This window comes from Cellulomonas sp. Leaf334 (assembly GCF_001424195.1).
In the GTDB taxonomy this organism is placed as follows: domain Bacteria; phylum Actinomycetota; class Actinomycetes; order Actinomycetales; family Cellulomonadaceae; genus Cellulomonas.
Window position 1 is genome coordinate 2,008,085 of sequence record NZ_LMOO01000001.1, and the last position, 25,322, is coordinate 2,033,406.

At 72.6% G+C, this 25,322-nt stretch carries 27 protein-coding genes; 14 read left to right on the plus strand and 13 right to left on the minus strand.

Going from position 1 to position 25,322, the window contains the following annotated elements:
• The first annotated feature begins 5 nt into the window (after positions 1-5).
• Positions 6-935 (plus strand): aldo/keto reductase family oxidoreductase, encoded by a 930-nt coding sequence (locus ASF78_RS09210; protein ID WP_056588424.1) that lies wholly within the window; start codon positions 6-8, stop codon positions 933-935.
• A gap of 53 nt (positions 936-988) precedes the next feature.
• A complete protein-coding gene (locus tag ASF78_RS09215; protein ID WP_056587174.1) occupies positions 989-1,393 on the plus strand; it encodes a VOC family protein in 405 nt (134 codons plus the stop codon).
• Here the strand turns inward: ASF78_RS09215 and ASF78_RS09220 are convergent.
• The 3 genes from ASF78_RS09220 to ASF78_RS23295 are packed head-to-tail and all read right to left on the minus strand — an operon-like array spanning position 1,390 to position 3,748.
• Complete coding sequence (locus ASF78_RS09220) at positions 1,390-2,265, minus strand: sucrase ferredoxin (protein WP_056587177.1); 876 nt, start codon at positions 2,263-2,265, stop codon at positions 1,390-1,392. The genes ASF78_RS09215 and ASF78_RS09220 overlap by 4 nt on opposite strands.
• Positions 2,262-3,503, minus strand: a complete 1,242-nt coding sequence (locus ASF78_RS09225; RefSeq protein ID WP_235518451.1) for a cupin domain-containing protein — start codon at positions 3,501-3,503, stop codon at positions 2,262-2,264. Before ASF78_RS09225 ends, ASF78_RS09220 begins: the two co-directional genes overlap by 4 nt.
• The gene (locus ASF78_RS23295) at positions 3,503-3,748 is read right to left on the minus strand and encodes a hypothetical protein (RefSeq protein ID WP_055920661.1); all 246 of its coding nucleotides are present in this window, start codon (positions 3,746-3,748) and stop codon (positions 3,503-3,505) included. Before ASF78_RS23295 ends, ASF78_RS09225 begins: the two co-directional genes overlap by 1 nt.
• Before the next feature lie 125 nt (positions 3,749-3,873).
• Here ASF78_RS23295 and ASF78_RS09235 point away from each other — a divergent pair, with 125 nt between their 5' ends.
• Genes ASF78_RS09235 through ASF78_RS09245 form a run of 3 tightly spaced genes read left to right on the plus strand, consistent with a single transcriptional unit; the run spans position 3,874 to position 5,121 of the window.
• Positions 3,874-4,215 carry a helix-turn-helix transcriptional regulator gene (locus ASF78_RS09235; RefSeq protein ID WP_056587180.1) on the plus strand — a complete coding sequence of 114 codons (342 nt, stop codon included), beginning with the start codon at positions 3,874-3,876 and terminating at the stop codon, positions 4,213-4,215.
• Positions 4,202-4,675, plus strand: a complete 474-nt coding sequence (locus ASF78_RS09240) for an SRPBCC domain-containing protein (protein WP_056587182.1) — start codon at positions 4,202-4,204, stop codon at positions 4,673-4,675. The genes ASF78_RS09235 and ASF78_RS09240 overlap by 14 nt, the downstream gene beginning before the upstream one ends.
• The gene (locus ASF78_RS09245; protein WP_056587185.1) at positions 4,672-5,121 is read left to right on the plus strand and encodes an SRPBCC domain-containing protein; all 450 of its coding nucleotides are present in this window, start codon (positions 4,672-4,674) and stop codon (positions 5,119-5,121) included. The genes ASF78_RS09240 and ASF78_RS09245 overlap by 4 nt, the downstream gene beginning before the upstream one ends.
• 105 nt (positions 5,122-5,226) lie before the next feature.
• On the opposite strand, the gene ASF78_RS09250 is transcribed toward ASF78_RS09245, so the two are convergent.
• Positions 5,227-5,517, minus strand: coding sequence for a DUF4287 domain-containing protein (locus tag ASF78_RS09250; RefSeq protein ID WP_056587187.1), 291 nt, complete (start codon positions 5,515-5,517; stop codon positions 5,227-5,229).
• 242 nt (positions 5,518-5,759) lie between these two features.
• Between ASF78_RS09250 and ASF78_RS09255 the strand changes: the two genes are divergently transcribed.
• Positions 5,760-9,887 (plus strand): CARDB domain-containing protein, encoded by a 4,128-nt coding sequence (locus ASF78_RS09255; RefSeq protein ID WP_056587190.1) that lies wholly within the window; start codon positions 5,760-5,762, stop codon positions 9,885-9,887.
• 65 nt (positions 9,888-9,952) lie between these two features.
• Here the strand turns inward: ASF78_RS09255 and ASF78_RS09260 are convergent, their stop codons facing one another.
• A complete protein-coding gene (locus ASF78_RS09260) occupies positions 9,953-10,222 on the minus strand; it encodes a DUF1905 domain-containing protein (protein WP_056587193.1) in 270 nt (89 codons plus the stop codon).
• The gene (locus ASF78_RS09265; protein WP_056587196.1) at positions 10,219-11,037 is read right to left on the minus strand and encodes an alpha/beta fold hydrolase; all 819 of its coding nucleotides are present in this window, start codon (positions 11,035-11,037) and stop codon (positions 10,219-10,221) included. The genes ASF78_RS09260 and ASF78_RS09265 overlap by 4 nt, the downstream gene beginning before the upstream one ends.
• 62 nt (positions 11,038-11,099) lie before the next feature.
• Between ASF78_RS09265 and ASF78_RS09270 the strand changes: the two genes are divergently transcribed.
• Positions 11,100-12,038: a sigma-70 family RNA polymerase sigma factor gene (locus ASF78_RS09270; protein ID WP_056587198.1), complete on the plus strand. Its 939-nt coding sequence runs from the start codon at positions 11,100-11,102 to the stop codon at positions 12,036-12,038.
• A gap of 102 nt (positions 12,039-12,140) precedes the next feature.
• On the plus strand, positions 12,141-12,536 hold the full coding sequence (locus tag ASF78_RS09275) for a hypothetical protein (protein WP_056587201.1): 396 nt from the start codon (positions 12,141-12,143) through the stop codon (positions 12,534-12,536).
• Positions 12,537-12,624: 88 nt separating this feature from the next.
• Here ASF78_RS09275 and ASF78_RS09280 read toward each other — a convergent pair whose 3' ends face one another.
• From ASF78_RS09280 to ASF78_RS09290, 3 genes are all read right to left on the minus strand, one after another.
• On the minus strand, positions 12,625-13,695 hold the full coding sequence (locus ASF78_RS09280; protein WP_056587204.1) for a lytic polysaccharide monooxygenase: 1,071 nt from the start codon (positions 13,693-13,695) through the stop codon (positions 12,625-12,627).
• A gap of 139 nt (positions 13,696-13,834) precedes the next feature.
• Positions 13,835-14,677 (minus strand): alpha/beta fold hydrolase, encoded by an 843-nt coding sequence (locus tag ASF78_RS09285; protein ID WP_056587207.1) that lies wholly within the window; start codon positions 14,675-14,677, stop codon positions 13,835-13,837.
• On the minus strand, positions 14,674-15,150 hold the full coding sequence (locus ASF78_RS09290) for a MarR family winged helix-turn-helix transcriptional regulator (RefSeq protein ID WP_156374089.1): 477 nt from the start codon (positions 15,148-15,150) through the stop codon (positions 14,674-14,676). The genes ASF78_RS09285 and ASF78_RS09290 overlap by 4 nt, the downstream gene beginning before the upstream one ends.
• Positions 15,151-15,228: 78 nt before the next feature.
• Here ASF78_RS09290 and ASF78_RS09295 point away from each other — a divergent pair, with 78 nt between their 5' ends.
• Both ASF78_RS09295 and ASF78_RS09300 read left to right on the plus strand, forming a co-directional pair.
• Entirely contained in the window at positions 15,229-16,380 is a 1,152-nt protein-coding gene (locus tag ASF78_RS09295) for an NAD(P)/FAD-dependent oxidoreductase (protein WP_056587214.1), read from the plus strand.
• A 26-nt stretch (positions 16,381-16,406) separates the two neighbouring features.
• Complete coding sequence (locus ASF78_RS09300) at positions 16,407-17,588, plus strand: winged helix DNA-binding domain-containing protein (protein ID WP_056587217.1); 1,182 nt, start codon at positions 16,407-16,409, stop codon at positions 17,586-17,588.
• Here the strand turns inward: ASF78_RS09300 and ASF78_RS09305 are convergent.
• Positions 17,560-18,276: an alpha/beta fold hydrolase gene (locus ASF78_RS09305; protein ID WP_056587220.1), complete on the minus strand. Its 717-nt coding sequence runs from the start codon at positions 18,274-18,276 to the stop codon at positions 17,560-17,562. The two genes, ASF78_RS09300 and ASF78_RS09305, sit on opposite strands and share 29 nt — an antisense overlap.
• Positions 18,277-18,452: 176 nt before the next feature.
• Here ASF78_RS09305 and ASF78_RS09310 point away from each other — a divergent pair, with 176 nt between their 5' ends.
• The 3 genes from ASF78_RS09310 (at position 18,453) to ASF78_RS09320 (ending at position 21,190) form a co-directional block, all read left to right on the plus strand.
• Positions 18,453-19,409, plus strand: coding sequence for a helix-turn-helix domain-containing protein (locus tag ASF78_RS09310; RefSeq protein WP_056587222.1), 957 nt, complete (start codon positions 18,453-18,455; stop codon positions 19,407-19,409).
• Positions 19,410-19,470: 61 nt separating this feature from the next.
• Positions 19,471-20,571, plus strand: coding sequence for an AI-2E family transporter (locus ASF78_RS09315; RefSeq protein WP_056588430.1), 1,101 nt, complete (start codon positions 19,471-19,473; stop codon positions 20,569-20,571).
• A 214-nt stretch (positions 20,572-20,785) separates the two neighbouring features.
• On the plus strand, positions 20,786-21,190 hold the full coding sequence (locus ASF78_RS09320; RefSeq protein WP_056587225.1) for a DUF4345 domain-containing protein: 405 nt from the start codon (positions 20,786-20,788) through the stop codon (positions 21,188-21,190).
• Positions 21,191-21,202: 12 nt separating this feature from the next.
• Here the strand turns inward: ASF78_RS09320 and ASF78_RS09325 are convergent, their stop codons facing one another.
• Positions 21,203-21,832 (minus strand): LysE family translocator, encoded by a 630-nt coding sequence (locus ASF78_RS09325; protein ID WP_056587227.1) that lies wholly within the window; start codon positions 21,830-21,832, stop codon positions 21,203-21,205.
• 101 nt (positions 21,833-21,933) lie between these two features.
• Between ASF78_RS09325 and ASF78_RS09330 the strand changes: the two genes are divergently transcribed.
• Positions 21,934-23,040 carry a hypothetical protein gene (locus ASF78_RS09330; RefSeq protein ID WP_056587229.1) on the plus strand — a complete coding sequence of 369 codons (1,107 nt, stop codon included), beginning with the start codon at positions 21,934-21,936 and terminating at the stop codon, positions 23,038-23,040.
• Here ASF78_RS09330 and ASF78_RS09335 read toward each other — a convergent pair.
• Complete coding sequence (locus tag ASF78_RS09335) at positions 22,960-24,237, minus strand: MFS transporter (RefSeq protein ID WP_235518453.1); 1,278 nt, start codon at positions 24,235-24,237, stop codon at positions 22,960-22,962. The two genes, ASF78_RS09330 and ASF78_RS09335, sit on opposite strands and share 81 nt — an antisense overlap.
• Positions 24,219-25,283 (minus strand): GNAT family N-acetyltransferase, encoded by a 1,065-nt coding sequence (locus ASF78_RS09340; RefSeq protein WP_056587232.1) that lies wholly within the window; start codon positions 25,281-25,283, stop codon positions 24,219-24,221. The genes ASF78_RS09335 and ASF78_RS09340 overlap by 19 nt, the downstream gene beginning before the upstream one ends.
• Positions 25,284-25,322 lie beyond the last annotated feature (39 nt).

Below are 25,322 nucleotides of genomic sequence, written 5' to 3' on the forward strand. Positions count from 1 at the left end.
CCGCTGTGAAGACCTTCACCCTGCCCGGCACGGACATCGTCGTCCCCAACGTCGTGCTCGGGCTCATGCGCATCGCCGACAAGTCCGACGACGAGATCCGCACCCTCGTCGCCGCGGGGCGGGACGCGGGGATCACGATGATCGACCACGCCGACATCTACGGCGGCGCGATGCACGTGTGCGAGCGCCGCTACGCCGAGGCGCTGCGGCTCACCCCGGCCGACCGCGCCGAGGTCGTCATCCAGTCCAAGTGCGGCATCGTCCCGCCCGACGGTTTCGACTTCTCCTACGAGCACATCATCGAGTCGGTCGACGGCTCGCTCGACGCGCTCGGCACCGACTACCTCGACATCCTGCTGCTGCACCGCCCGGACGCCCTGGTGGAGCCGGAGGAGGTGGCGCGGGCGTTCGACGAGCTCGAGGCGGCCGGGAAGGTGCGCGCGTTCGGCGTCTCCAACCAGACGCCCGGGCAGATCGCGCTGCTGAAGAAGTTCGTGCGCCAGCCGATCGTGGCCAACCAGCTGCAGCTGTCGATCACGCACTCGTCGATCATCGCCCGCGGGGTCGCCGCGAACATGCAGGGCGAGGACCAGTCGATCGACCGCGACGGCGGGATCCTCGACTACTGCCGCCTGCACGACATCACCGTCCAGGCGTGGTCGCCGTTCCAGGCGGGCTTCTTCACCGGCGTCTTCCTCGGCTCGCCGGACTACCCGGAGCTCAATGCGGTGATCGACCGGCTGGCGGCGAAGTACGACGTGCCGGCCATCGCGATCGCGACCGCGTGGATCACCCGGCACCCCGCCCAGATGCAGGTGGTCCTGGGGACGACGAGCCCCGACCGCGTCACCGGGGCGGCCCAGGGCTCCGACATCCCCCTCACCCGGGCCGAGTGGTACGAGCTGTTCCGCACGGCGGGGCACATCGTCCCGTAAGTGGTCAGGATCGAAGAAGCGGCGCCCGGTGAGGCGCTCCTAGGGTCGGTCCCATGACGATCTCACTCCAGTACACCAACATCACCGTCAGCGACGTCGACGAGGCGCTCGCCTTCTACCGGGACGCCCTCGGGCTCGAGGTCCAGCAGGACGTGTCGAACGGCGGCCACCGCTGGGTCACGCTCGGCAGCGACGCGCAGCCCGGGCTCGGAATCGTGCTGTCCGACCCGCACGCCGGCCGGTCGCAGGCCGACGGCGACGTCATCGCCACGCTGCTCGCCAAGGGCGTCCTGCCGATGCTCGTCTTCGCCTCCGACGACGTGGACGGCACGTTCGAGAAGGTCCAGGCGTCCGGCGCCGAGGTGCTCCAGGAGCCGACCGACCAGGGCTGGGGCCCGCGCGACTGCGCGTTCCGTGACCCGTCGGGGAACACGGTCCGCATCTCGCAGGCGTCCTAGCCCTCGATCCGGCCGAGCGCCCACTGCCGCACCGGCAGCGCCTCGGTGGCGGCGCAGGTGGAGAGCAGGGGGTCCGACGACGTCTCGACGAGCGCGACGGTCACCGGACCGTCGGGTGCGTCGAGACGGACGGTCCAGCCGTCGGCGGTGCGGTCCTCGCTCAGCGGCACGTACGCGTCGAGGCGGTCGTCGCCCAGGTGCTCACGCGCGAAGTGCTGCGCGGCCTGCACCGGGTGCGAGGAGGAGCTGCGGCCCCGCAGGAACCGGGGCGCGACGCGTCCGGCCAGGTAGGCGTCGGCCACGGTGACCGCATCGGCGTCGTCGACCCAGCCGTAGTACAGGCCGTGGGGGAGCAGCACCATCGTGCCGGCGAACCGGTCACCGCCCAGGTGCGAGCACTCCCAGGTCTCCTCCGGGTAGGCGGCCGCGAGCCCGGCGGCGACCACCCGTCCGCGGACCGCGCAGCACTGGTCGTGGCGGCCGTGCGCGCAGACGGCGAACACCGGCCGGTCCGACGGCACGCCAGCGGAGCCGTCGAGCGGCACGTCCAGCAGGTCCTGCGGGTCGTCGACGTGCCCCCACCGCACGGACTCCCGGCCGGCGCGCGAGTCGACGAGCGCCCACCGGACTCCGACCTGCGGGGCGCGACGGCCCGGGCGCCGGATGGCGAGCGGGCGGATGCCGGCACCCTCGATCCGGTGCACCAACGCTCGGCCGAGGGCGTGGTCGAACGGCGGGTCGAGCAGCGCGTGCCGGCCCCACGCGGCCTGGTTCTCGACGAGGAACCAGCGGTCGCCGTGGGAGCCGGTGGCGACGAGGGGGTCGCCGCGGTCGCGGGCGCCGTCGCTGCAGGGCACCCACCCGTCGGTCACGGCGACGTCACCACCACGCCCTCGCGCAGCAGCCGGCGGACGACGACGAGCGCACTGGCCAGGTCGAGCCCGGGCAGCGACCCGACGGCGACCGGGTCGCCGGTGCGGAGCGCGTCGAGGGCCGGTGCCGCCTCGACGGGCAGCGTCAGGACGGTGCCCCGGGCGGTCAGGCGCACCCGGTCACCGGCCCGCTCGACGCGGCCGCCGTAGCCGCTGCGCCACCGCACGAGGGTGTGCTCGGTCAGTGCCGTGATCGCGCTCAGCGTGGCCAGCGGGGCGACCGGCTCCGGGCGGGTGTCGCGGCCGAACCGGGCGCCGAGGCGTCGCGCGGCCAGCCCGGCCGGGTCCCCCGTCGACGACAGGGCGGCGACGAGGTCGGCCACGGTCTCCTCGACGATCGGCCGCAGCTGGTCCGGGTCGCTGACGTCGAGGCCCATCGGCAGGGACGCCCGCAGGGCCGGGGAGTCGCCGACGAGGCTGAGCAGCGTGTCGACGACGTCGGCCCGGGTGTACGCGGACATCCCGACGGTCAGGTGGATGGACGTGTCGCCGAGCGCGGTCGCGGAGTGGATCCAGCCGCGCGGCAGGTACAGGGCGTCGCCGGGGCGCAGGACCCGGTCGATGACGGGCGTGCCGCGGCCAGCCTCGTCGACGGCGGCGCGGTGGTCGGTCCACACCTGGTCCGTGAGGGGGTCGGGGTGCACGGGTGCGTGGACGACCCAGTGCTTCTCGCCTGACACCTGCAGGACGAACACGTCGTGGGTGTCGTAGTGCGGGGAGAAGCCCTGCGACGACGGCGGCGTGACGTACGCGTTGACCTGCGCGGGATGGCCCAGCTCCTCGACGAGCTCGCGCGTGAAGTCGACCAGGGGCGGCCACAGGCGGTGCAGGCCCTGGAGCACGATCGTCGCGCCGGCGGCGAACTCGGCCAGCACCTTGTCGCTCGACACCTGGTCGGACACCTCGGCGCCGAACCCGCCCGACGCCGTGTACCGGGCGGGTGCCAGGACGTCGCCCTCGTGCGCGAGGCGGACGAACGGTGTGCGCAGGGCACGGCGGCCGACGAGCTCGTCGACGGCGGCGGCGGAGAACAGGTCCGTGAAGTCGTCGTTCGCAGGGGAGAGCAGGGCCGCCCGGCCCCAGAGCTCGTCGGCGAACTGCTCACGGGGAACGCTGATGCAGCGGGAGAGCGCGGACCGCAGGACCGGTCCGCGCTCTGCCAGGACGTTCTCGGGCACTAGGCCGAGCCGTCCGCCCCGCCGTCGTGGCCACCGGGGTTCGCGCCGCCGTCGGCCGGTCCCTCACCCGCGGAGCCGTCGGCGCCGCCGTCGTGCCCGGCGGGGTTGGCGCCGCCGTCCGCGGGGCCCTCGCCGGCCGAGCCATCGGCGCCGCCGTCGTGCCCGCCCGGGTTCGCGCCGCCGTCCGCCACGCCTTCCCCTGCGGGTGCCGGCTCGGTCGTGATGTCGTCGTCGTTGATGCTCATGGACACTCCCTCGTCTCGCAGCCGTGCGGCGGCGTCGCCGCCTTCGCGAGCGTATGCGCTTGACGTCCAGCCCGCCCTGGGAGCATTCTGCAACCGGTCGGTTGCACAACCGAGAGGTTTCACAGATGGATCCGCTGAGCGCGACGTTCGCCGCCCTCGCCGACCCGACCCGCCGAGCGATCCTCGCCCGGCTCGCCGACGGCGAGGCGACGGTCGCCGAGCTGGCGGAACCGTTCGACATGACGACGCAGGCCGTCTCCAAGCACCTCCGGGTGCTCGAGGAGGCGGGCCTGATCACCCGGGGCAGGCGCGCGCAGTGGCGGCCCAGCCGGCTCCGCGAGGACGCGCTGGACGACGCCACCGACTGGCTCGAGCATCACCGGGCGGCGTTCCGGCAGCGCTTCGACGCCCTGGACCGCGAGATCGCCGCACTGCGGCAGGAGGGACACCACGATGGGAACCACTGAGCTGATCGTCGAGCCGGGACGGCAGGACGTCGTCGTCGTGCACGACTTCGACGCGCCGCCCGAGGTGGCGTTCCGCGCCTACACGGACCCGGACCTGATGCCGCGCTGGAAGGGGTCGGAGCGGTTCGCGGTGGTCGTCGACGAGCACGACCTGCGCGTCGGCGGCCGCTGGCGGCTGGTGATGACGCGCGCCGACGGCACGGAGTACCCGATGCGTGGGGTGTTCCACGAGGTCAGCGCGCCGCACCGCCTCGTGTCGACCTACGAGTTCGAACCCGGGGGTCCGGGTGCCCTGCAGCTGGTCGTCGAGACGTTCGAGCCCACGCCGACGGGGTGCCGCCTGACGTCGGTGTCGCTGTTCGCGTCGGTCGAGGACCGCGACGGCTGGGTGCCGTCCGGCGGCCTGGAGTCCGGGACGCGCGCGTCGATGGCCCTGCTCGACGAGGTGCTGGCGTCATGACCGACCTCGAGGTGCAGCGGGCGTTCGACGCCCCGGCGAGCGCGCTGTGGGCGGCGTGGACCGAGTCCGACGTCGTACGTCGGTGGTGGGGGCCGCAGGGCTTCACGTGCCCGGTCGCGCGGATGGACGTGCGGGTGGGCGGTGTCTCGCTCGTCGCGATGCGGACGCCCGACGGGGTCGACCTGTGGAACACGTGGACGTACACCCGCATCGTCGACGGTGAGCGCCTCGAGTTCGTCAACGGGTTCAGCGACGCCGACGGCGGCTCCTACGACCCGCAGGACCTCGGCTTCCCGCCCGGCATCCCGCGCGAGGTGCCCCACGTCGTCACCGTGCGCGCCGGGCTCATGACGATCGTCGAGCGCGGGTACGCCGACGCGCAGACCGCCGAGCTCTCCCGGCAGGGCCTGGAGTCGTCGTTGGACAAGCTCACGGCGACGTTCTAGGGGTGCTGTGCGCGCAGCGCGACGGCGATGCGCTCGATGAGGTCGGTCAGGATCGGGCGGACGTCGTCGGGGAACGTGGCGATGTAGTCGTCGGTGGCGTTCACGTCACACCGGCTTCGTCGCCTTGCCGTCGAGCCACAGCGTGTCGGACTCGTCGCGGTGCACGCCGTCGGTGCCGACGTGCTTGGTGCTGATCGTGGGTCCCTTCGAGATCACGTGCCACAGCGCCATCGCGTGCCCGCGACCGACGCCGTAGTCGTCGGCGAGCCAGGTCACGACACCGGCCGCCTTGGCGCCCGGCGCGTCGAGACCCTTCTCGTGCGCGATCGCCACCAGCTGCCGCGGGGTGAGACCGGTCTTGTCCTCGATGGTGTCCAGGTAGGCCTGGAACGACATGGGTGTCCCCTCTCCGTCGGGGAAAACCTAGCGTGACCCGGTGACACGCGCCCTTGACGGGATGTGCGGCATGTTCGTAATGTCGCACCTCACTGCTGCAAGAACTCGACAAACAGAATGCACAAAGCCGTGCATCCCGGTCGCGATGAACCGCACTCATCTCGCCGTCCCACCCCGCACCCCGGTCGCCTCCGCGCGCCCCGGGGTCGACCCCGCACTGACGCGGGAGAACGAGGACGTCCATGAGAACTCGGTTGAAGCACGCGATCGTGGCCGGTGCCACGATCGCGCTCGTCGCGCCCCTGGGCGTCGCGCTCGTGGCACAGGGGGCGTCCGCCGCCCCCGTGCTGCTCTCCGCGGGCAAGCCCGCCACCGCCAGCAGCTCGAACCAGACCTACGTCGCCGGCAACGTCACCGACGGGAACCAGGCCACCTACTGGGAGTCGGCCAACAACGCGTTCCCGCAGTGGGTCCAGGTGGACCTCGGCGCCGCCGCGACCGTCACCGACATCACCCTGAAGATCCCCGGCGGCTGGGGTGCCCGGAACGAGACCGTCACGCTCCAGGGCTCGACCGACGGGTCGAGCTTCACGACGCTCAAGGCGTCGGCGTCCTACGCGTTCACCGGCGGCAACACCGTCGCCGTCGACGTCACCGACACCAGCGCCCGCTACGTGCGCGCCGCCGTCAGCGCCAACACCGGCTGGCCCGCCGCGCAGCTGTCCGAGGTCGAGGTCTACGGGACCTCCTCGACGCCGCCGGTCGACCCGCCCGAGGGCAGCAACCTCGCGCAGGGCCGCCCGATCACCGCGACCTCCGTGCAGCAGACCTACGTCGCCGGCAACGCGGTCGACGGCTCGACCGCCACCTACTGGGAGGGTGCGCCCGGCGCCTACCCGTCGAACCTCACGGTGTCGCTCGCCGCACAGTCCACGCTGACCGGCGTCGTCGTGAAGCTCAACCCCGACGCCGCCTGGGGCAACCGGACGCAGACGTTCGCGGTCGAGGGCCGCACGGGCAGCGGTTCGTGGAGCACCCTCAAGGCGTCCGCCGCCTACGTGTTCAGCCCGTCGTCCGGCAACACGGTGACGATCGCCGTCACCGGGTCCGCGACCGACGTCCGCCTCGTGTTCACCGCGAACACCGGCTCGTCCAACGCGCAGGTCGCCGAGCTGCAGGTGTTCGGCACCACGACGCAGGTGCCGACGAGCCCCGACCTCCAGGTCGCGCTGACGACGAACCCGATCACGGTGACGCCGACGCAGGCGATCTCCGTCGGCGCCACGATCCGGAACTCCGGCACCGCCGGCTCGGCCGCCACCACGGCCGTCGTCGCGATCGGCGGCACGACCGTCGGCACGGTGAACGTCCCAGCGCTCGCGGCCGGTGCCCAGACCACGATCACCGTGAACGGAGGCACCCGGGCGACCGGCACCTACCCGCTCACCGTCACGGTCGACCCGGCGAACACCGTCGCCGAGTCGAACGAGACCAACAACACGGCGTCCGGCTCGGTCGTCGTCGCGACCACGCCCACGGGCGACGGTTCCGACCTCGCCGCCGGCCGGCCCGCCACGGCGTCGTCGACCGAGTTCTCGTTCGCCGCCGGCAACGCGGTCGACGCCGACCCGAACACGTACTGGGAGGGTGCCGGCGGCGCGTACCCGAGCTGGCTCGCCGTGAACCTGGCGTCGCAGTCGACGCTCCAGCAGGTGGTCGTCGGGGTCCCGCCGGTCGCCGCCTGGGGTGCGCGGACGCAGACGTTCTCGATCGAGGGCCGGGTCGGCACCGGCGCGTGGACGTCGCTGAAGGCGTCGGCCGCGTACGCGTTCGCTCCCGGCTCCGGCAACAAGGTGACCGTCCCGGTGAGCGGGTCGGCCACGGACGTACGACTGGTCTTCACCGGCAACACCGGTGCGGGCAACGGGCAGGTCTCCGTGCTCCAGGTCGTCGGACTCCCCGCACCCAACCCGGACCTCACGGTCACGGCCGTGACGGCCAGCCCGGCCTCGCCCGTCGAGACCGCCGCGATCACCCTCTCCGCGACCGTGCGCAACGGCGGGAACCTCGCGTCGGCCGCGACCACGGTGGACCTCACGGTCGACGGGGCGCGCGTGGACTCGGTGGCCGTGCCCGCGCTCGCGGCCGGGCAGTCCGCCACGGTGAGCAAGGCGATCGGGACGCGGCCCGCAGGGTCGTACACGATCGGCGCGGTCGTCGACCCCGCCAACGCGGTCGTGGAGCAGAACGAGGCGAACAACGGGTTCAGCAACCCGACCAAGGTCGTCGTGACCGAGGCGCCGGGCCCGGACCTGCAGGTCCTCGCCATCGCGTCGAACCCGGCCAACCCGTCTGTGGGGTCGTCGGTGTCGTTCACCGTCACCGTGAAGAACCGGGGGTCGTCGGCCGCCGCAGCCAGCACCACGCGGCTCGTCGTCGGCAGCACCACGTTGAACGGCGCGACGGGTGCGCTGGCATCACAAAGCACCGCCACCGTCGCGATCAGCGGCACGTGGACCGCCGCGACCGGCGGGGCCACGCTGACCGCCACGGCCGACGCGACGAACGCCGTCGCGGAGACCAACGAGAACAACAACACGCTCGCGCAGTCGATCGTCGTCGGGCGCGGGGCAGCCGTCCCGTACACGTCCTACGAGGCCGAGGCCGGCACCTACACGGGCACGCTGCTCGAGGCCGACGCGCTGCGGACGTTCGGGCACACCAACTTCGGCACCGAGTCCTCGGGCCGCAGGTCGGTGCGCCTCACCAACCAGGGTCAGTACGTGCAGCTCACCTCCACCAACGCCACCAACTCGATCGTCGTGCGGAACTCCATCCCGGACGCGGCCGGCGGAGGCGGTCAGGACGCGACGATCAGCCTGTACGCCAACGGGGCCTTCGTGCAGAAGGTGATGCTGTCGTCCCGGCACAGCTGGCTGTACGGGACCACCGACCAGCCCGAGGGCCTCACCAACACCCCGGGCGGCGACGCGCGACGGCTGTTCGACGAGTCCCACGCGCTGCTCGCGCAGTCCTACCCGGCGGGCACCGTGTTCCGGCTGCAGCGCGACGCGGGCGACTCGGCGGCGTTCTACGTCATCGACTCCGTCGACCTGGAGCAGGTGGCACCGCCGCTGTCGAAGCCCGCGGAGTGCACGTCGATCACCGCCTACGGCGCGGTGCCGAACGACGGGCTGGACGACACCGCGGCAATCCAGGCGGCGGTGACGGCGGACCAGAACGGCCAGATCAGCTGCGTCTGGATCCCGCAGGGTCAGTGGCGCCAGGAGAAGAAGATCCTCACCGACGACCCGCTCAACCGCGGGATGCACAACCAGGTGGGCATCTCGAACGTGACGATCCGCGGGGCCGGCATGTGGCACTCGCAGCTCTACTCGCTGATCGAGCCGCAGGACGCGAACACCCTCAACCACCCGCACGAGGGCAACTTCGGGTTCGACATCGACAAGGGCGTCCAGATCTCCGACATCGCCATCTTCGGCTCCGGCCGGATCCGTGGCGGCGACGGGAACGACGAGGGCGGCGTCGGGCTCAACGGTCGGTTCGGCACGGGCACGAAGATCAGCAACGTGTGGATCGAGCACGCCAACGTGGGTGTCTGGGTCGGCCGCGACTACGACAACATCCCCGAGCTCTGGGGACCTGCCGACGGCCTCGAGCTCTCGGGCATGCGCATCCGCAACACCTACGCCGACGGGATCAACTTCTCCAACGGCACCCGGAACTCGCGGGTGTTCAACTCGTCGTTCCGCACCACCGGTGACGACGCGCTGGCCATCTGGGCCAACCCGTACGTCAAGGACCGGACCGCCGACAACGCGCGCGACAACCACTTCGTGAACAACACGATCCAGCTGCCGTGGCGCGCCAACGGGATCGCCATCTACGGCGGCTCCAACCAGTCGATCGAGAACAACCTCGTCTACGACACCATGAACTACCCGGGCATCATGCTGGCGACCGACCACAGCCCCCTGCCCTTCGGCGGGACCACGCTGATCGCCAACAACGGTCTGTACCGGACCGGCGGGGCGTTCTGGAACGAGGACCAGGAGTTCGGGGCCATCACCATCTTCCCGAGCACCCTGGACATCACCGGCGTCACCATCCGGGACACCGACATCGACGACTCCACCTACGACGGCATCCAGTTCAAGAACGGCGGCGGCGTCGTGCCGGACGTCCGGATCACGAACGTGCGGATCACCAACTCCCGCAACGGTGCCGGCATCCTGGCGATGAGCGGGATCCGCGGCAACGCGATCCTGAGCAACGTGACTCTCTCCGGCAACGCGGACGGCAACATCGTCACGCAACCGGGCAGCCAGTTCGTCATCACCGGGAACTGACCTGAGCCGACCCTGCCATGAGTGACGTCTGGGACTGCGTCGCGTCACTCATGGCAGGGTCCTCGTCAGGTCGTGCGGTCCAGCAGTCGGACCTCCACCACCTCGCCCGCCTCGCTCTTGCCGATCGTCGTGCAGAGGGCCTTGCGCAGCGGGAGCCAGTGCGGCCCGGTGCCCGACGGCATGAGGGTCGCGGCGAACTCGTGGCCGTCGAGCGTGCCGGTGACCTTGACCGCCTTGCGGGTGCCGAGCAGCTCCGCGGAGCCGTCGAGCTCCAGGTAGGTGGCGAAGGCTCCGTCCTTGCGGATGGGTGCGGTGAACGTGGCGTCGAGACTCATGCGCCCAGGATCTCGCGCAGCCGGACCGCGAACGCCTCCGGCTGCTCGGCGAAGCCGATGTGGTCGCCGGGGAACAGCGTCGGCTCGATGCCGAGCAGGTCTGCCAGCGCACGCGACGTCCGGTCGCACAGCTCGCCGGTCGACTCCTCGCCGATGCCGACGACGATCCTCGTGGGTGTCGCCGTCAGCGTGGCGACGTCCGGCCGGAACCGCACGGTGTGCCGGAGCATGTGCGCGAACTGGAAGTGCTCGTCGAGGGCGTCCTGGCCCTCGCGCGGCGTACCGAAGTACAGCTCGAACACCTCGTCGGGCATCTGCAGGTTGCCGATGTCCATGAACTGCCGCCACGCCGAGCGGGTGTCACCGGTCAGGTAGGTGGCGATCATCTGCTCGGTCTTCTCGTACAGGTCGGCGTGGTCGGGGAGGAGCTCGTCGAGGGGCGGCTCGTGCGGGATGGCCGTGTGCACCAGGTGAGGGTGGCGCTCGACGAGGGACAGGACGGTGACGGCACCGCCCGACGAGCCCAGGACCGTCGCGGGGCCGGCGTCGACGTGCCGCAGCAGCGCCGCCAGGTCGTCCGCACGCTCGACGGGGGTCGAGTCACGGTCGGGGTGGTCCACCGAGCTGCGGTTGATGCCGCGGGGGTCGGTGGTCAGGACGGTGTGGTCGGTGGCGAGCAGGTCCGCCAGCGGGGCGAACGCGGTCGCGTCCATGGGGGCGCCGACGAGGGCGATCAGCGGGCCGGCGCCGCGCAGCTCGTAGTGCAGGCGGGCGCCGGGGACGTCGAGAGTCGTGGCGGTGGTCTGGGTGGTCATGGGTCCTCCTGGGGTGATGGTGTCAGGAGTAGGACTTGCGCCGCGGGGCAGAATCATCGGTCATGACGGACCTGTCCGAGGTCGATGCCTTCACCGAACGGCTCGCGCCCCTGCGCGGCGAGCTCCACGCGCACTGCTACCGCATGCTCGGCTCCGTGCACGACGCCGACGACGCCCTCCAGGATGCGCTGCTGCGGGCGTGGCGCGCGATGGACGACTTCGAGGGGCGCAGCTCGCTGCGGTCGTGGCTCTACCGGATCGCCACCAACGCCTGCCTCGACCTCGTCGCGCAGCGCGGCCGCCGTGCGCTGCCCGTCGACCTCGGGCCGTCGAGCGAGCACGCCGTCGTCGGCGACGCCCCGCTGACCGACGTCGCCTGGCTCAGCCCGTACCCCGACGCGCGCTACGAGCAGCGGGAGTCCGTCGAGCTCGCGTTCGTCGCCGCGCTGCAGCACCTGCCCGGCAACCAGCGGGCCGCCCTCCTGCTGTTCGAGGTCCTGGGCTTCTCCGCCGCCGAGATCGCCACCTGGATGGACACGACGACCGCCTCGGTGAACAGCGCCCTGCAGCGCGCGCGGGCGACCGTCGCGGAGAAGGTGCCGCCGCGGGACGCGGTCCCGGCTGCCGACGGGCGCGTCCGCGAGGTCGTCGCCGGGTACTCCTCGGCCCTGGAGCGCGGCGACGTGGACCTGCTGCTCTCGCTGCTGACCGAGGACGTCACGTGGTCGATGCCGCCGCTGCCGCACTGGTACCGGGGGCGCGCGGCCGTGACGGAGTTCGCGACGACGATCGCGTTCACCTGCGGCTCGTGGCGGCACGTCCCGACGAGCGCGAACGGCCAGCCGGCCGTGGCGTCCTACCTGCGCGCGCCCGGCGACGACGTGCACCACGCCTGGTCGATCGACGTGCTCACGTTCCGGGGCGGCCAGGTCGCCGGCCTGACGGCGTTCATCGGTGCCGAGCACTTCGAGGCGTTCGGCCTGCCCGTGCAGATGCCGTGACGGGGACCCTGCGTCCCTGACCCGTCCGGGTGACCGCGGGCTGCTCGGACGTGCTCCGGCTCAGGTCGGCCCTACTGTCGAGCGCGACGGAGGAGGCGCACGATGTTCCTGGCCACCGTCGTGGTGCTCGTCGTCGTCGGGATCTGGCTCGGCGCGCGACTGCTGCGGTCGCGCGCCCAGGAGCGGCGCCGTCGGCACGGTCGGCCGCCGATGTCGCTGGTCGAGGAGCTGCGCTGGCTGCTGCTCCTCCTGCTCCCCTGGGGGTTGCTGCTGGCGACCGGACGGTTCGCGATCGTCCGCAGCTGCTACGAGGACCTTACCAACGCCGAGCTCGCCGTGGACGTCAGCGCCGACGAGTTCTGCGACGCGATGCTCCGGGACTACTTCCCCCGCACCGTGGTCGCGGTCTCGGTGGTCGTCGCGGTCGTCGCGCTCACCTGGACGGTGACGGTGCTCCTGCTCCGCGCGGCCGAGGGGCGCCGCGCACCCGTCAGCTGACGTCGCGGCGCCGGGGCTCGTCGGTCAGGGCACGACGGCGCCCGCCGCCCCCCGGAGGGGAGGACGGCGGGCGCCAGGCCGTGCTGGGTCAGTGCGTCCCGCACACCGCCGTCAGGCCGGTGGTGCTCCCGCTGGCGATGAAGCCGGCGGTCGCCGTGCCTCCCGCGGGCACCGCGCTGTTCCACGCGGCACTCGTGATGGTGTTGGCGCCCGAGAGGGAGCCGTTCCACGCCTGGGAGAGCGTCGCCCCGGCGACTGCCGTGTGCCAGCCGGTCAACGCGGTCGAGCCGGCCTTCACGGTGACCTCACCGACGAAGCCACCGCTCCAGCTGTTGACCACCTTGACGGTCGCGGTGCAGGCACCGGTGCCGCCCGTCGGGGTCGGGGTGGGGGTCGACGTCACCGTGGGGGTGGGCGTCGGGGTCGACGTCACCGTCGGGGTCGGCGTCGGCGTGGAGGTCACGGTCGGCGTCGGGGTGGGGGTCGGCGTCGTGTTGCCGCCACCGATGTTGATGTCGCTGCACAGGTAGTACGGCTGGTCCGTGTGGCTGGCCTGCCAGATCGTGTACAGGACCGCCCGACCGCTGCGGCCGGACAGGTTCACGTCCGTCTGGTAGAGGCCCGTCGTGCCGTAGCGGCCGGTCTCCTTGACCAGGTCGAGGTCGTCCCAGCCGATCGACTGGGTGGTCGGGTCGAAGCCGGCCTTCGTGACGTAGATGCGCAGGTAGTCGGCACCGTGCTTCGCCGAGTCGGTCAGCGTGAGGGTGAAGGACGTCGGGACGCCCTTGGCCACCCAGGGGCCGACCTCGTCCAGCGAGTTGTACCGGCCGCCCTCGGTGCGTCCGCCGGAGCAGAGCTGGCCGTCCGGGATGAGCTCTTCATGCCGTCCACCGATGCCCTCGTGGTACAGCCCGTTCCAGTTCCACATGGTGTTGGGGTTGGCCTTCCAGGCCTGCCAGCACATGGGGTCCTTCTGCTCCATGGTCGGGTCGAGGTGGTTGCTGCCCCACCGCTCCCAGCACCCGTAGTTGCGCGTGGGCGGGTCGGTGACCGAGCCGTGGGCAGAGGCGGGCTGGGAGGTGACGACCGCGGCCACCAGCGCCATGGTGACCGCGAGGAGCGCGGTGACCAACGTGCGAGGTCGTGCTCGGACTGACATGGGGTATCCCCTTCTCGAAGACGTCGACGTTGACCCCCCGGGAGCGCCCTCCGTCAGGCAAACGCTTGCCTGACGGCTGAGCGGGGGCGTCCGTCCACCCTCACGACGAGCACGCGCGATGACCAGGCACCGAAGCGATTCACCTGTCCGTGGCGTCGACTTTCGACAGGAGCCAGTCGAGGGCGTCGGTCGCGGCGTGCAGCACCGAGACGTGCCCGTCGCCGGGGCGCAGCCAGAGCTCCGCCGACGGGATGCGTTCCGCCAGCCAGCGTGCGTGGCTGCTGGGCACCACGCGGTCCGCGTCGCCGTGCAGGAGGAGCACCGGCGCAGTGATGGCGGCGGGGTCGAAGCCCCAGGGCGCGACGTAGGCGAGGTCGTCGTCGACCATCCCGCCGATGCCGTCTGCCAGCGCCTCGCCCGCGATCCGGCCGAGCCAGCCCCAGTCGCCCTCCAGCGCCGCGTGGTCGGTCGGCGTGAACATCGACGGGTCGTACTCGCTGGTGGTCAGCACGTGCTCGAGCGCGCTGCGGCCCTCGACGGCGGCGCGCAGCTCGGCGGTGCCGGCCGGGTTGATGCCTGTGTACCAGTCCAGGCCGTCGGCGGGGTACGGCGCGAGTCCCGACCCGCTGACGGCGGCGACGACCCGGTCCCCGAGCAGGGCAGCGCAGGCCAGGGCGTGGGGTCCGCCGCCGGAGTGGCCGAGGACCGCGAACCGGCTGAGGCCGAGGGCGTCGGCGATCGCCGCCACGTCTCCCGCGGCCGACGCGATGTCGCGGCCGGGGTGCGGGGTCGAGCCGCCGTAGCCGGGGCGGTCGTAGGACACCCAGCGGATGCGACGTGCGGCGCTCGCGGGCAGCAGAGGTTCGGGCGGGGTGCCGACGTTGGGGGTCCCGTGGTGCCAGACGACGGTGAGCACGGGGTCGTCGACGGGGACGTCGTAGGTGCGCAGCGTCCGGCCGTCGGGCGAGGTCACCTCGATCATCGGCTCTCCCTCAGCAGCTCGATCTCCTCGCGGTTGATCTCGCTGGCACGGGTGAACAGCTCGTTCGCGAGGTCGATCTGCTCGTCGGTGAGGGTGTCCAGGTAGGCGGCCCAGCGCGCGCCGACGCGGCCGTACACCGGTCCGACCTGCTGCAGGACCTTGTCGACGTCGGCGGTCACGATGACGCGCCGACGGTCGGCCTGGTCGCGCTGGCGGCTGACGTAGCCGGCCTTCTCCAGCCGGTCGATCACCGCGGTGATCGCGCCGCCGGCGCTCAGGCCGGTGCGTTCGGCCAGCTCGCCGGGGGTGGCGGGACCCTGGCTCATCAGCAGCCCGACCGCCTGCAGGTCCGTGCTGTTGAGGCCCCCGGTGCGCGCGACCGCGTCCTGGAAGAGCACGGCGTTCGCCATGAAGTCGCGCATGACGTCGGCCATGCGCGCGATCGACTGCTCGCGGGTTGACGGGGTTCCCACGGACGACCTACTCTCTCGAAATACGAGAGACTCTGAATGCGAGAGTCTCGTTCTTCCACGGTATCAAAGGACGTCATCATGCCCAGAGCCCTCATCATCGGCGGCGGGGTCGCCGGTCCCGCGGTCGCCCAGCTGCTCTCCCGAGACGGCTGGGACACCCACGTCTACGAGGCGCACCACGGGCCGGACCCCTACGCGGGCCTGTTCCTCAACGTCGCGACGAACGGCCTCGCCGTCCTCGACACGCTCGGGCTGCGCGACCGGCTGCTGACCGACGGCCACCGCGCCGGGCGGATGGTCATGTGGAGCCGGACCGGCAAGGAGCTCGGCGCGGTGCCCAACGGTCCGGTGCGCGAGCCCGAGCGCGGCAGCGTCATCGTCCGGCGCAGCTGGCTGCACCAGGTGCTGCGCGAGGGGTCCGACGCGGCCGGCGTCCCGACGACGTACGGCGCGCGGCTGGTGTCGATCGAGCAGGACGCCGACCGCGTGCGCGCCACGTTCGCGGACGGGACCGTGGCCGACGGGGACCTCCTCGTCGGCGCCGACGGCATCGGCTCCCCGACGCGCCGCCACATCGACCCCGCCGCCCCCGAGCCCGTGTACAGCGGGCTGGTCGGGGTCGGCGGGTTCGCGCGCGTGCCCGGGCTGGAACCGACGCCCGAGACACAGCACTTCGTCTTCGGCGCCCGCTCGTTCTTCGGCTACCTCGTGCGCGCCGACGGCACCACCTACTGGTTCGCCAACGTGACCGCCCCGGACCGGGACGCGGCGGTCAGGCTCGACGACCTGCGGGCGCTGCACTCCGACGACCCGTACCCCGTCCCGCAGATCCTCGCGGCGACCACCGACGAGCTGCGTCCGTACCCGGTCGACGACCTCGTCGGGGTGCGGCACTGGAGCCGCGGGCGGGTCGTCGCGATCGGGGACGCGGTGCACGCCACCAGCCCGAGCGCGGGTCAGGGTGCGTCGCTCGCGCTCGAGGACGCGGCGGTGCTCTCTCGGACCCTGCGCGACGAGGGCTCCTTCAGCACTGCGTTCGCCACCTACCAGGCCGCACGTCAGCCGCGCACCGACGCGGTCGTGAAGTACGCCCGCGCGATCGACGCGCAGAAGCGGGTCACGAAGAGCCGCCTCGGCGTCGCGATCCGCGACGCGATGATGCCGGTGTTCCTGCGCCGGGCCGCCCACGACGCACGCAACGACTGGCTCTACAACCACACCGTCGGCTGAGAACGGTCTGCTGAGAAGATCACAGCGTGATCCACCTCGACGACGACGAGCGCCGTGCGCGCCTGGCCCGTCGGCACGCCGTCGCGCCGCCCTTCCGCGTCGGAGACGTCGAGGCCGCGGCCGACGCGATGGTCTGCCTGCACGCCACCGACCCGACCGGGCTGTACCTGTCCGCGTGGGCCCGCGTCGACGGGTTCACCGTGCCGGACCTGGACCGCGCGTTCTTCGAGGACCGCACGCTCGTCAAGCACCTGGCCATGCGACGGACGCTCTTCGCGGTCGGACGCGACCTGCTGCCGGTCGTGCAGGCCGCGTCGAGCGACAAGGTCGCCGGCGTCGAGCGGCGGCGGCTGGAGAAGGAGGTCCGGGAGGCCGGGTTCGTCGACGACGCGTCGCGGTGGTTCGACGAGGTGACGGCGGCCGCCGTGGAGGGACTGGCCGACGGACCCCTGACCGCGGCGCAGCTCCGCGAGCGCGAGCCCGTGCTGGAGGGGTCCATCGCGTACGGCCACGGGAAGTCGTGGGCCGGGTCCTTCCCGGTGGTGTCGCGCGTGATGACCTGCCTGCAGGCCGCCGGGACGGTCGTGCGCGCCGGGAACCTCGGCTCGTGGACGTCGTCGCGACCCACCTGGGCGCTCGCGGCCGACTGGCTGGGGGAGCCGATCCCGTCGGTCCCCGAGGACGTCGCGCGGGCGCGGCTGGTCGAGCGGTGGCTGCGCCGGTTCGGGCCGGGGACCACCCTCGACCTGAAGTGGTGGCTCGGTTCGACCCTGACAGCGGTGCGGCAGGCGCTGCGGGACGTCGGCGCGGTCGAGGTGTCGCTGGACGACGGCTCGACCGGCTGGGTGCTCGCCGACGACACCGACCCCGTCGGGCCCGTCGATCCGTGGGTCGCCCTCCTGCCCGCCCTCGACCCGACCACGATGGGCTGGTCCGAGCGCGCCTGGTACCTCGGCCCCTACCGCGCTCAGGTGTTCGACACCGCAGGCAACGGGGGCGCGACGATCTGGGTCGACGGGAGGATCGTCGGTGGCTGGTCGACGAAGGACGGCGCCGTCGACCTGGTCCTGCTCGAGGAGGTCGGCCCTGACGCGCGTGCAGCGCTGGACGCCGAGGCCGACCGGCTGACCACCTGGCTGGCGGGCACGACGGTCATGCCTCGGTTCCCCGCGCCGCTGGTCACCCCACCGAGGCGATCGCCTGCTTGATCAGGTCCGCGACCTCGTCGGGGTGGCTGATCATCGCGACGTGCGAGCTGTCGATCTCGACCGTCGTCGACCCGGCACGGGCGGCCATCGCGCGCTCGGCCGCGGGTGGGATCACCCGGTCCTGCGACGCGACCAGGTACCAGGACGGCAGCGTCCTCCACGCAGGCGGCCCGGACGGCTCCCCGAGGGTGGCCAGCGCGGCGGGGCGCTGCGAGACCGCCATGATCGCGCCCTCCTCCGCGGGCAGGTCCTGGCAGAACGTCTGCGGGAAGATCGCCGGGTCCAGGTAGGCGTCCGCGTTCCCCTCGCCCGCGTCCGGGAACGGGCGCACGACGATCACCTGCGTGAGGTCCGGCGGCGGGCCGTCGCTGCCCAGCGCGGTCGCGGGACCGGCCGCCTCGCCCTCCTCGAGCGCGAACGCCGCGATGTAGACGAGGGCCTTGACGTTGTCCGCCCCCACGGCCGCGTTCGTGATGACCGCCCCGCCGTAGGAGTGCCCGACGAGGACGACCGGACCCTCGATCGTCGACACGAAGGACCGGATGTACGCGGCGTCGCCCGACACGCTGCGCAACGGGTTGGCCGGCGCGTGCACCGCGTGGCCGGCGGCGGTCAGGCGACTGATCACGCCGCCCCAGCCGGACGCGTCGGCGAAGGCTCCGTGGATCAGGACGACGGTGGGGCTCATGGTGGGTTCCCTTCGGACGGTGGCGGATCACCGCCAGTCTCCGGAGTACCGGCGACGCCGAGGTGGCCGTGACGTGCAGGGTTCTGGTCCGTCCGTGCACGATCCCCCCTGTCGGGCGCGCGTCCAGACGCTTACGGTGGGCTCATCGCGGTGTGTCCGACATGTGGGGGTTTCCGATGAGCCTCGTCCTGCGCTCCGACGACCTGCCGCCCGACGACCGCATCGAGATCATCCGCGAGGCCATCTGGACCGAGGTGATGCCGGTCGAGATCTCCTACGACCGTCCCGGCCCGCAGATCGAGGTGGTCTGCCGGCTCGCCACGGCCGGTTCGGTGAACTTCTCGTCGGCACGGTCCACGCCCACCACGCTGCGGCGCACGCCCGCCCTGGCCCGGCAGGACCACGACCCGAAGGTGTTCCTCGCGGTCCAGGTCTCGGGCACGTCGATGTTCGCCCAGGGCGACAACCAGGCGGTCCTGCGCCGCGGGGAGATGGCGGTCTACGACAGCACCCGCCCGTACACCGTCCTCAACACGACCCGCACCGACCTGCACTACTTCCAGGTCCCGCGCAGCGAGCTCGGCCTCCCGGCGAGCACCCTCGACGCCGTCGCCGGGCTGCGCATCGGACCGGACAACAACCCGCTCGCGGCCGTCGTCGCGCCGTACTTCGACACGCTCGGCAGCACCGACGTCCTCGACCACCCGACGGCCGCCGCGCTCGTCGCCGGTCCGAGCATCGACCTGCTCCGCGCCCTCATCACCACGCACCTGGCCGACGAGCCGCTCGCCGCTGCACCCCTGCAGGGCTCCCTGGTGCTCCGCGTCCAGGAGTACGTGCGGATGCACCTGGCGGACCGGGACCTGACCGCAGCGAGGGTCGCCGCGGCGCACCACGTGTCCGTCCGGCACCTGTACGCCGAGCTGGAGCGCGCCGGGGTGGGGCTCCAGGACACCATCCGGGCGCTGCGCCTCCACGAGTGCCGACGGGCGTTGCGCGACCCCGCGTCCGCGCACCTGACGGTCGCTGCCGTCGGCGCCCGCTGGGGTTTCGTCGACGCCTCCCACTTCGGGCGCGTGTTCCGCCGCGAGTACGGCATGACGCCCCGCGAGTGGCGTGCCGCCTCCGGCTGAGCCGCCGCGCTATCTTGCGAGCACCCGCTCGTGGACCACGTCGAAGGAGCTCGTCGGCCCGATGGCATCGCCCCAGGGCCTCGCGCCCTCCACCCGGACGCTCCTGTTCCTGTCGGCAGCGGTCGTCGTCCTCGCGGGCGTCCACGCCTCGCGCGAGGTGCTCGCGCCGCTGTTCCTCGCCGCGGTGCTCGTCATCATCGTGCACCCGATCCGGCACCCTCTCGAGCACCGGGGCTGGCACCGTGCCGCGGCGACGACCGTCGTCATCGTCGTCGTCTACCTGATCCTGCTCGTCCTCATCGCCATGCTCACGTTCGCAGGCATCCAGTTCGCCGGGCTCGTGCAGGAGTACCTCGCCGAGCTGCAGGACGCCGTCGGTGGCGCCACGTCGTGGCTCGCGACGCTCGGCCTCGACCAGGACGCCGTGAGCTCCGTGACGGACGCGCTCCAGCCGTCGCAGCTGCTGGGCGTCGCGACGAGCATCTCCGGTGCGGCTCTCGGTGTCGCGACGACGCTGTTCGTCGTCGTCACCTACGTCATCTTCATGTCGGTCGACGCAGCCCGGTACGACGGGGCGCACGCGCAGTTCGGCGCGACACAGAGCGGTGTCCTGCGCCGGGCCACCACGTTCAACATCGGCGTCCGCCGGTACTTCGTCGTCAGCGCGTCGTTCGGTGCCGTCGTGGCGATCATCGACGGGCTCGCGCTCTGGGCACTCGGCGTCCCCGCGCCGGCGGTCTGGGCGATCCTCGCGTTCGTCACCAACTTCATCCCGAACATCGGGTTCGTCATCGGCGTCGTCCCGCCCACGATCCTGGCGCTCGTCGTCGGCGGCTGGCCCCTGGCGCTCGCCGTGATCGCCGTCTACAGCGCCGTGAACGTCGTGCTGCAGGTGCTGGTGCAACCGAAGTTCGTCGCCGACGCCGTGAACATCACGCTCACGCTCAGCTTCGTGTCCGTCATCTTCTGGACGTTCGTCATCGGGCCGCTCGGCGCGATCCTCGCCGTGCCGCTGACCCTCCTGACGCGGGCGGTCCTCCTGCAGGGTGGGCCGGAGACCGTCTGGTACTCGTGGCTGTCGGGGGAGGACCTGCCCAAGCCCAAGCCCGACCCGTCTCCCGACCCCGAGCCCGCTGTCGTCGAGGGGCCCGCGGCCGACTGACGAGTCAGGCCTCCGTGCCGCGCACGGTCCGTCGGTCTCCCAGGACGAACGGTCATGTTCGGCGGATCCCTGGTCGTTGTCCGTCCATCCAGCCGCCCCCAGGGTGGACCCATGACCACACCGACCTACCTCGCCACCGAGGCCACCGGCACGACCGGGCGCCGCATCACCGACCGCCCCCTCACGCACGAATACCGCGACGGACGTGCTTCCCGTGGCTAAGGCGCTGCTGGTCGTCGCCGGGGCCCTGGCCGTCGCCATCGGCGCGGCCGTGCTGCTGGCGCCCGTCGCGTTCTCCGAGTCCTACGGGATCGTCCTCGGGCTCGACGCCGACGCGCTCAGCGAGCGGCGGGCTCCCGGGGCCGCCCTCCTGGTGATCGGCGGGCTGCTCGTGGCAGGTGCCTTCGTGGCGCGGCTGCGGTTCACGGCGCTGCTCGTCGGGACGCTGGTGTACCTCGCGTACGGGTTGGCGCGGGTGCTCAGCCTGGTGCTCGACGGGCGGCCGACCGACGGGCTGCTCGTCGCCGGGGTCGTCGAGCTCGCGATCGGGGCGGCGTGCCTCGGGGCGCTCGTGCGGTCGGTGCGTGCCGAGGCCCGCGAGGTCGCGTACGCGCGGTGAGGTCCGGGTCGTCTACCGGGCGTCGAGGGCCAGCTTCGCGCCGAAGGCGACCAGGACGGTGCCCGTGATGCGGTCGGTGACCTTCGCGACGGCGTCGCGGGCGAGCCAGCGGGCGGCGAACCCGGTCGCCAGGATGATCACGGTGAACCACGCCATGCCGAGGACGTTGTGCACGGCGGCGAGCAGGACGCCCATGAGCAGCGGGGAGGTGTCGGCGGGGACGAACTGGGCGATCGTCGCGAGGTAGAAGACACCGATCTTCGGGTTGAGCAGGTTCGTCCACAGGCCGGTGACGAACCCGTGCCAGACGGACGCGCGTGGCGGGTCGACGGCTGCCGACACGCGGTGGGGCCGCAGGCTCGTCCGGAGCAGGCTGATGCCGAGCCAGACCATGTACGCGGCGCCCGCCAGGGTGAGGATCCGGTACGCCAGCTCGGACGCGGCGAGCAGGGCGGACGCACCGACCGCCGCGGCGACGCCCCAGACCAGGCAGCCCACGTTGATCCCCGCCGCGGCCGCGAAGGCGTACGCGCGTCCCCGGCTGATCGCCGACCGGAGCACGAGCGCGGTGTCGATGCCCGGGATGATCGTCAGCAGCCCCGCGACGACGGCGAACCCGAGGACGGCCTGCGGGACGGTCACGGGGTCTCCCAGGTGGGTCGGCGGCGACGGGCCGGCTGTGCTCGCTCCAGGTGCAAGGAACGGGGTCGACGCGACACTAACGCGGTGACGGGAGGTGTCGGGTGCAGACCAGCAGGTCGGCCGTCGGTGCGTGGGTCGTCGTCGCGCTCCTGGTGGGGTGCGGCCCCGTGGTGGCGCCGGACGACCGGACCGCGCTCGCGGGCGACGGCTGGCACCGCGTCCCGGACGGTCCGCTGTCGGCCCGCCGGACCGCGACCGTGGCCTGGGTGGACGACCGCTTCGTCGTCGTCGGTGGCGACGACGGGCCGCCGTGCCCTCCGAACGCCGACTGCGGGGTCCCGACGGGCGAGTGGCGCCGTGACGGTGCCACCTTCGACCCGACCACCGGCCTGTGGGCGCAGATCGCGGACGCTCCCCTGGAGATCCCGTGGGCGACCACGGCCGTGGTCGACGGCGTCCTCTACCTCCTGGTGGACCGTGACAGCGACGGGCCTTCGGCACTCCTCACCTACGACGTGGCGGTCGACCACTGGGCGACGCTCCCGATGCCGCCGGACGGGCCGGGACGACTGGTCGAGCACGGCGACGTGCTGCTCAACATCCCGACCTCCGACGAGTCGGGCGCAACTGTCGACTCCTGGTTCGACCCCGCGACCAGCACGTGGCACCGCCTCCCGGACGACCCGCTGGGACCGAGCTACGACAGGTCGGTGGTCGTCGTCGACGGCCTGGTGGTCCTCACGGCGAAGGACCTCGTGCCGAGTCCGGGCGCGGAGAGGCCGTCGCTCGTCCGGGCCGCCGAGCTCGACCCGACGCTGACGACGTGGACGGTGCTGCCGGGCAGCGAGGTCATCGGGTCCGACCCGGTGGCGGTCGCGGGCCGGGTGGTGTTCCCGGACGTGGGCGGCGCGGACGGGGGCGAGGTGGGGAACTGGGGTCGGACGTACTGGTCCGGGCGGATCTTCGACCCGGGCACGGCGACCTGGGCGGACCTGCCGGAGGTGCCGGGTCGCACCTCGTGGCCGCGAGTCGTGGTCGGTGACCGGGTCAGGGTCGGTGACGTGCTGCTCGACCCGGTCGACGGCACCACGACGGCCGTGCCGGCGCCCCCGTGGACGGACGCGGACTCACCCGTGGTCGCCGCGTCGCCGGAGGTGGTCTTCGCGTGGGGCGGTGGCAGCGCTACCGGATACCTCCTGACCCCCTGACGAGGGCAGCGTCGGGAAGGACCGTCGTGCCACGACGATGACCACGAGGCTCGCCAGGAGCAGCCCGGCGCCGACGTACGGCAGGGCGCCGAGACCGGGGCCGACGAGCACGAGCGCGCCGAGGGCGGCGCCGCCGCCGATCCCGACGTTCGCGGTCGAGTTGACCAGCGCACCGATGATGTCGGGGGAGGCGCCGCGGGTGCGGATGGCGGCGGTCTGGAACACGGACGCCATCGCGCCGAACGCCCCGGACCACACGGCGGCCGCGACGAGGACGCCCGCCTGGGCCGGGAAGACGAGACCGAGGGCCAGCAGGCCGAGGGCCATGACGACGTGCACGGCGAGGGTGCCGCGGCGGGGGTCCCGGTCGAGCGAGACGGCGGCGTACGCGGTGCCGACGAGGCCGACGGCGCCGAGGCCGAGGAGGACGGGTCCGACGGCGGTCTCGGTGAGCCCGGTCGCGAGCAGGAGGACCGACACGTACGTGTAGACCGTGTACTGGGCCAGGTAGGTCAGCGTGTTGGTGGTCGACACGATGCCGAGGCGTCGGCGTCGGTCCGTGCGGGTGTGGTCGGCGTGGGGTGCGTCGTCGCCCGAGACGGGTGGGAGCAGCGTCGCGACGAGGACCGTGGCCAGCGCGCACGCGGCGGCGAGGACCAGGAACCCGTTGCGCCACCCGACGGCGATGCCCAGCGCGGTGGACAGCGGCACGCCGAGCACGAGACCGGCGGACGCCCCGGCGGTGACCAGGGCGAGCGCGCGCCCGGTGACGTGCGGGAGCACCAGCCGGGACGCGTACCCGATGCTCAGCGAGAAGAACAGCGCGTGCGCGACACCGCCGACGGCGCGTCCGGCGGCGACGAGCCCGAACGACGGCGCGATGCCGACGAGCACGTTGCTGACCGTGTAGGCGACCAGGGTCACCAGGAGCAGGCCCTTGCGGGGGAGCCTGCGGGTGCCCAGTGTCAGGGGGATCGCGAGCGCCGCGACCATGAACGCGTAGACGGTCACGAGCAGCCCGGCGACGGACTCGGTGACCTCGAGATCGGTGCTGATCTGCGGGAGCAGCCCGACCGGGACCAGCTCGGTGGTGATCGCGACGAACGTGGCCAGCGTGAGGGCGACCAGGCCACCGGCGGCGTCGCGGACGGAGCCCGGACGGAACGAGACGGCGGCCGTCACAGGGGCCGCTGCCACTCCGCGTCCACGCTGGCCTGCCGGAACCCGAGCGCCACGTTGATGGCGAGCATGTGCGCGTTCTCCTGTGCGTTCCAGGTGTGGATGCGTTGGGCAGCCGGGCGGACGCCTCCCAGCTCGTCCAGGACAGCGATCTTGGCGAGCATCCCGAGGCCGTGCCCGCGGTGCTCGCGCAGGACGAGGGTGTCGCCCTGGTACACGACGGCCGGCCTGTCGAGCGGGTACTCGACCATCGAGAAGCCGGCGAGCGTCCCGGTGGGGACGTGCTCGACGACGGCGACGAGGAAGCCCTGCCCGCGGCGACGGATGTCGGCGGCGTCGGCGACGACACGCGCGGCGTCCCACGGGTCCTCGGTGAGCTCGAGCCCGGCGGACGGGGCGTCGGTGCTCATCCGGGTCTTGAGGACGGCCATCCCTTCGCGCCACTCGGGGGCGTAGTCGTCCTGCATGAGGTGCACGCGGTAGTCGCTGCCGGGTGCGGCTCGCAGGTGGTCGACGTGGATCGGCAGGTCCAGCACGGAGTGCCGGACGACCTGCTCGAGCGTGAAGCCGCGGGCGAGCGCGAACCGGGTGGCGTCGTCGTCGGCGGGGATCCGGCCGCTGCCGGTGGGGGACTCGAGGGCGTCCGGCCCGGGGGGTGGTTCGGTCCGGTAGGAGGAGTCGGAGATGACGACGCGCCGCCCGGCCGCCCGGGCGATCTCCAGGCCGGCATCCCAGAGCGCCGACCCGATGCCGCGTCGCCGCCAGTGCGGGTGCACGCCGACGTAGACGACGGCGAGGTGGGCGTTGCCGACGAGCGGCAGGCCGATCATGGCTCGGCCGACGACGGAGGCCGGCGTCCGCGGCGACCCGGCGGGGAGCGCGACGAGCCGGTGCACCGCGCGGTGGGGCTCCGTCATCGTCGCGCGCGTCATCGGGACGTCGAGCGAGATGTCGGTCGAGCCGTGGATGGCGAGGTCGACCGCGTCGCCGACCTGGACCGTCCCCTCCACCGTCCAGGCATCGGGGTGGTCTGGTTCCGCGGGGACGTGCACGAGATCGACCATCGGGTCAGCCTCGCGCTCCGTCCCCGCGGGTGGCAACGT